Source organism: Arthrobacter sp. SO5 (assembly GCF_020532805.1).
Classification (GTDB): Bacteria; Actinomycetota; Actinomycetes; order Actinomycetales; family Micrococcaceae; genus Arthrobacter.
On the sequence record NZ_MQTQ01000074.1, the window covers coordinates 45,244 to 50,078 of the forward strand.

Annotated in this window: 6 protein-coding genes; 2 read left to right on the forward strand and 4 right to left on the reverse strand. The window is 68.9% G+C overall.

Features of this window, described 5'->3' with window-relative positions; translation table 11 throughout:
- Positions 1-156: 156 nt before the first annotated feature.
- Positions 157-888 carry a DUF3710 domain-containing protein gene (locus BJG92_RS13775; RefSeq protein ID WP_232084559.1) on the reverse strand — a complete coding sequence of 244 codons (732 nt, stop codon included), beginning with the start codon at positions 886-888 and terminating at the stop codon, positions 157-159.
- A 183-nt stretch (positions 889-1,071) separates the two neighbouring features.
- The gene (gene dut, locus BJG92_RS13780) at positions 1,072-1,602 is read right to left on the reverse strand and encodes a dUTP diphosphatase (RefSeq protein ID WP_232084560.1); all 531 of its coding nucleotides are present in this window, start codon (positions 1,600-1,602) and stop codon (positions 1,072-1,074) included.
- A gap of 111 nt (positions 1,603-1,713) precedes the next feature.
- Here dut and BJG92_RS13785 point away from each other — a divergent pair, with 111 nt between their 5' ends.
- Positions 1,714-2,199 carry a DUF3093 domain-containing protein gene (locus BJG92_RS13785; RefSeq protein ID WP_232084561.1) on the forward strand — a complete coding sequence of 162 codons (486 nt, stop codon included), beginning with the start codon at positions 1,714-1,716 and terminating at the stop codon, positions 2,197-2,199.
- A gap of 24 nt (positions 2,200-2,223) precedes the next feature.
- Here the strand turns inward: BJG92_RS13785 and BJG92_RS13790 are convergent, their stop codons facing one another.
- Positions 2,224-2,523, reverse strand: coding sequence for a DUF4193 domain-containing protein (locus tag BJG92_RS13790; protein ID WP_232084562.1), 300 nt, complete (start codon positions 2,521-2,523; stop codon positions 2,224-2,226).
- 347 nt (positions 2,524-2,870) lie between these two features.
- Here BJG92_RS13790 and sepH point away from each other — a divergent pair, with 347 nt between their 5' ends.
- Positions 2,871-4,223, forward strand: coding sequence for a septation protein SepH (sepH, locus tag BJG92_RS13795; RefSeq protein ID WP_232084563.1), 1,353 nt, complete (start codon positions 2,871-2,873; stop codon positions 4,221-4,223).
- A gap of 12 nt (positions 4,224-4,235) precedes the next feature.
- On the opposite strand, the gene BJG92_RS13800 is transcribed toward sepH, so the two are convergent.
- On the reverse strand, positions 4,236-4,835 hold a 600-nt coding region (locus BJG92_RS13800; protein ID WP_232084564.1), incomplete at its 5' end, for an alkaline phosphatase family protein.

Here is a 4,835-nt window from a genome sequence, read left to right on the forward strand (position 1 = left end):
GGAGGAGGGTTGTGGTCCACGACGATGGCGGTAAAGGCTGCCACCTGGCTGGCCGGGGCGTAGGTGACTGCCTCGATGAAGCCGTGGCACAGGACGCGGCCGCGGTCCGGCAACCCCCTCACTGAGACCGAGGTGGTCGGATTTTTGCGCGGGGCATCAACCAATCTGGGTAATCTCCGGTCCGCGTTCGGGCTGCTCAAGGTCCGGGGCGGCCGACTGCGGCGCAGGCGTGACGTTGTCCTTCGGCAGGCGGAGCTGCAGCAGGTCACGGGGCGGCATGGGGTTCTCGCCCCGGACCACCACAATCTGCCGGAACAGCCCTTCAAGACCTGCGGCGGCGTCGCGGTCAACCGCGGCCTCGCCGCCCAGTACACCGCGGAGGAACCAGCGGGGGCCGTCGACCCCGATGAAGCGTGCTACCCGGTAGCCGTGGCTTCCGTCCGAGCCTCCGGCCGGCAGCTTGGCCAAAAGTTCCGTGCCGAAGCCGCCCTGGATCTCCTCGATCTGGCCGCCCTGGCTCCCGACCGACTGGCCGATCTGTTCGCGGATCTCATCCCAGAGGCCTTCTGAGCGGGGGGCGGCAAACGCCTGCAGCTGGAGGCTGGAGCCGTTCAGGTCCAGGGTGACGGCGACGACGCGCTGCGTGGCCTCCTCGACCTCAAGCCGCAGCTGCAGACCCTCGGAGGGCGCGATCAGAAGGGCGCCAAGATCCACATAGCCGTCCTGGTCCTCGATTTCCGAGACATCGAAGGGACCCGCGGGGCCGCGGACGGAACTCACGGCCGTTCCGGCGGAACCATCCACGGAAGCACCGGCTACGGTGTCCGGGATCTCTCCGGGCTCCGTCAGCTGTTCCTGCTTGGCTTTCCTGCCACGCCCAAAAACCATGGGGTTGTCTCCTTAGTTGTCATCCTGTGCCGCCGCGGCACAGCCGGCGGCACGTGTCCGCGTGGCGTCTGCCGTTCCGTGGATCAGCCGCCGCTTAAAACTCAAATCGCTGCCCGGCAGCAGGCCGGATCAATTCCCTGCCAGCCGCCGGGAAAGCCGGCCCTGCCCCGGGCCTGAGGCGTCCTAGGCCTGCGCGGCGCCGAAGCCGCCTGTGGAGCCAAAGCCCCCTGCGCCGCGGACTGAGCCGTCCAACTCCTCGACCGGGACAAACCGGGCGTACTCCACGCGCTGGATAACCATTTGTGCAATTCTATCGCCGCGCTTGAGTTCGATCGCTTCATGCAGGTCGGTATTCAGCAGAGTCACGGCAATTTCCCCCCGGTAGCCCGCATCAACGGTGCCGGGGGCATTCACCACCGTCAGCCCGTGCTTGGTGGCGAGGCCGGACCGCGGGTGGATCAGGGCGACGAACCCGTCCGGGAGGGCAATCGACACGCCCGTCGGCACCAGCCCCCGCTCCCCCGGTGCCAGGACGACGTCTTCGCGGGCGCGCAGGTCCGCCCCGGCATCGCCGGGGTGCGCGTACGACGGCGGTTCCAGCCCGTCGTCGAGCATCTTCAGCTGCACCGTCAGGGTGGGCGCCCCGTGGTTGCCTGCGCCGGTTTCGGCCTCCTGGCCCGGAAGGGTGGTCACGGCGGTGTTTTCTTCAGTCACAGTTCCACACTCTAACGCCCGCACGGAAGATCGGCCTAGCCGCGCCGGGGCCTGCGGGCAGTGCCCGGCAGCCAAGATGAAATAGGCCGGGAAAAGTGGAAAGCTGGGCACATGTCCGAATCCAGCGCAGCTGTGCCTGCCCACAACAGTTCCCCGAGCGACGCCGCCGTCCTTTACCACGAGAAGCTCTGGCCGAACGTCTGGATCTGGCTGGTGGCGGCAGGCCTGTCCGGTGCCGGGATCCTGGTCTTCGCCCCGATCAGCATTGGGGCCGGGTTCACCGCCGCCATCGTGCTCTTCCTGATCATCTCCGTGCTGCTGGTTCTTTCGACGCCGTCCATCACCGTCACCGCCTCGACGCTGAGCGTCGGGCGGGCCACTATTGACCGCCGGTTCGTCGGCACGGTGACGGCGTTCCGCCGGAAGGAAGCGACGGCGGAGCGCGGCACCCGGCTCAACGGCCTGGCCTTCATGTGCATCCGGGGCTGGATCGACCCGGTGGTCCGGATCGAAATCACCGACCCTTCGGACCGGACTCCCTACTGGCTTTCGTCCAGCCGGCACCCGGACCAGCTGGCCGCGGCACTGCGGCCCTAGCCCCGTTTCACCGGCCCGCCGGCCCTAGCCCTCGCAGTCCCTGCAGTACTTGCGGCCGTCCTTTTCGCGGGCGATCTGCGAACGGTGGCGGACCAGGAAGCAGGAGGCACACGTGAACTCGTCCGCCTGGGCCGGCAACACCCGGACCAGCAGTTCCTCCCCGGACAAATCGGCCCCGGGGAGTTCGTAGCCTTCGGCAAGGTCGGATTCATCTTCATCGACCACGGCCGTCGGCTTGTCCGAACGCCGTGATTTCAGGGCCTCGATGGAGTCCTCGCTGAGGTCCTCTTCGGTCTTGCGCGGCGCATCGTAGTCTGTCGCCATTGGTTGTTGCTCACACTCCGCATTCGTTCGGTTGGGCCCCGTGCCCGGTGTGGCCAGCGGGGCTTGCAGCCCGCTACCCACCGGGTCCGGTTCACCGGTGTCAACGCCGGACCCCCGGGTTTTGTGCCCGATCCCGGGTCATTGTCCCCTACGCCGGTAGTGAAAGCCAGAGTCCCGCGGTCCGTGACGGCCCCGGCCGGCGGGGCGGGACCCGGCGGCCGGGTGGCGGCGGCCGAAAAATGGCGGGATTTGGCGGAAAATGACGGCGCGCCCTCCGTCCTCACGGGAATTAGCGCCCAGGGGTGGCAGAGTTTCGATTGTTAGTAATGCCAGGGTGGAGGATTGTAATGCAGGATCTACGGCTTGTAGGCGTCCACGACGACGGGGAGCATCTCCTGTTGAGCGGTGCCGGCGGCGAGATGTTCCAGCTGCCAGTCGATGAGGCACTTCGGGTGGCCGCCAACCGGACGTCGGCGAAGGCCGCTTCCAGCGCGCGTGCCACGCCCATTGCCATGTCTCCGCGCGATATCCAGGCGCGGATCCGCGCCGGAGCGACGGCGGGGGAAGTGGCGGAACTCTCCGGCATTCCCCTCGCCAAGGTCGAACGCTATGAGGGCCCGGTACTGGCCGAGCGCGAGCATGTCGCCCAGCAGGCCCGCAAGGTGGAGGTCGCCTCCCCCGCCCCCGGCCACGACGTGTACCGCTCGGTGTTCGGGGACAACCCGGCGTCCCTGGCCGAGATGGTGGCACACCGGCTGACTGCGCACGGCATCGAGGCTTCCAGCGTGGAGTGGGACTCCTGGCGGCGCCCGGACGGAAACTGGAATGTGGTGGCCCGCTTCGAGGCGAAGCCCGACGGACCGTCCGGCATTGGCGAAGAGCCGCCGGCCATGTGGACGTTCAGCCCCTCCCGGAAGTCGTTGCAGAACGCCAACCGCTGGGCCCAGCAGCTGAGCGAACTCGAACCCCTGGACGGCCCTGTCCCGGCACGCCGGCTCTCGGCGGTCTCGGACCGGCCCTTCGATTTTGAAACGGATGCCCAGGCTGCCGCCCGGACGGCGACGTCCCAGCTCCAGGTTATTCAGCAGCTCCAGCAGCAGCAGGACCAGGAGTCCGACGGGCTGCTGGACATGCTCCGCTCCCGGCGCGGCCAGCGCCTCGGCGTCGACGAAGACGCCGACGATGCCCTTGCCCTGCTGATGACCAATGGTGTGCCCGCCGCCCACCCGCGGCCCGCCGAAGTGCTGGCCGAACCGGCCGGCGAGCCCGCCGAGGCCCTTCCTGCCGGCCAGGACGGTGAGCCGGCCGGAACGCCCGCCGGGGACCCGGGCGCCCGGCCGGAATCCGGTCCCGGGGAGCGGCGCCGAGACGGCCGTCCCTCCCTCATGTCCCGGCTCGCGTTGGCTCGCCATGAGGAGGGGGAGGACGACGCGCTGAAACTGCACGACGGCGTCAGCACCGAAACCCGCGAGATCACCATTGTTGCGTCCCAGCTGAGGCCGGCCGGACAGCAGGGACCGACATCCAGTCCCGGGCTGGACGAGCTCCTCGGCGGCGGGACGTCCCGGCGCCAGCACCGTGACACGCCTGCTGCCCGCACCGACCGCGAAGCGGAGCAGCCCGAGCGGCAGCCGGCCAAGCCCAAGCGCTCCAGCGTTCCGAGCTGGGATGAAATCGTCTTCGGAGCCCGCGGGGACTAGCCGGGGCGGCCCTCAGCCCCGTGGGGCCTTTTTTCCGTCGGCCTGGAAACACAGCAGCGGGACTTCGCGTTCGGCCTTCGTCAGGGAACCGTGCTGGCCCACCACCCCCAGGGCGGTAGGGCGCACACGCCGGGTGTCGTAGAGGGCCAGCGCGTCGCGGGCGGCAATCATGACATCGCCGATGCGCGGGGCGACGTCGGCCCGTACCGCACCGAAGAGGCCGGCCGTGATCGCCTCTTCCCTGGTGAAGGCCCAGATCCGGTCGCCGAAACGGGACCGCCACGCGTCGACCAGCCGAGCGCGGCCGGCGTCGCCGAGCCCCTCGTCGAGGTAGAGGTGGACCATTCGCGGCTCCCCTGCCGTGTGCCGCACCCCTGCTACGAGCGCCGGATCCGCCGAGTAGTCGATCCGCTGGGATTCGGGCACATCCAGCATGCCGTGGTCCGCCGTGAGCAGCACCGTGGTGCCCGCCGGCAAGGTGGCGCTGAGCCGTTTCACTGTGGCGTCGAGTTCCTCGAGCTGGTCCTCCCACTGCGGTGACTGGCAGCCGTGGCGGTGACCGGCCTTATCCAGTTCGTTGACGTAGAAGTACATCAGGGAAGCACGTGAACC

Excerpts from the sequence above, each read along its gene's own strand:
- BJG92_RS13775 (WP_232084559.1), bottom strand. The coding sequence starts at position 888 with ATGGTTTTTGGGCGTGGCAGGAAAGCCAAGCAGGAACAGCTGACGGAG.
- BJG92_RS13785 (WP_232084561.1), top strand. The coding sequence starts at position 1,714 with ATGTCCGAATCCAGCGCAGCTGTGCCTGCCCACAACAGTTCCCCGAGC.
- BJG92_RS13790 (WP_232084562.1), bottom strand. The coding sequence starts at position 2,523 with ATGGCGACAGACTACGATGCGCCGCGCAAGACCGAAGAGGACCTCAGC.
- sepH (WP_232084563.1), top strand. The coding sequence starts at position 2,871 with ATGCAGGATCTACGGCTTGTAGGCGTCCACGACGACGGGGAGCATCTC.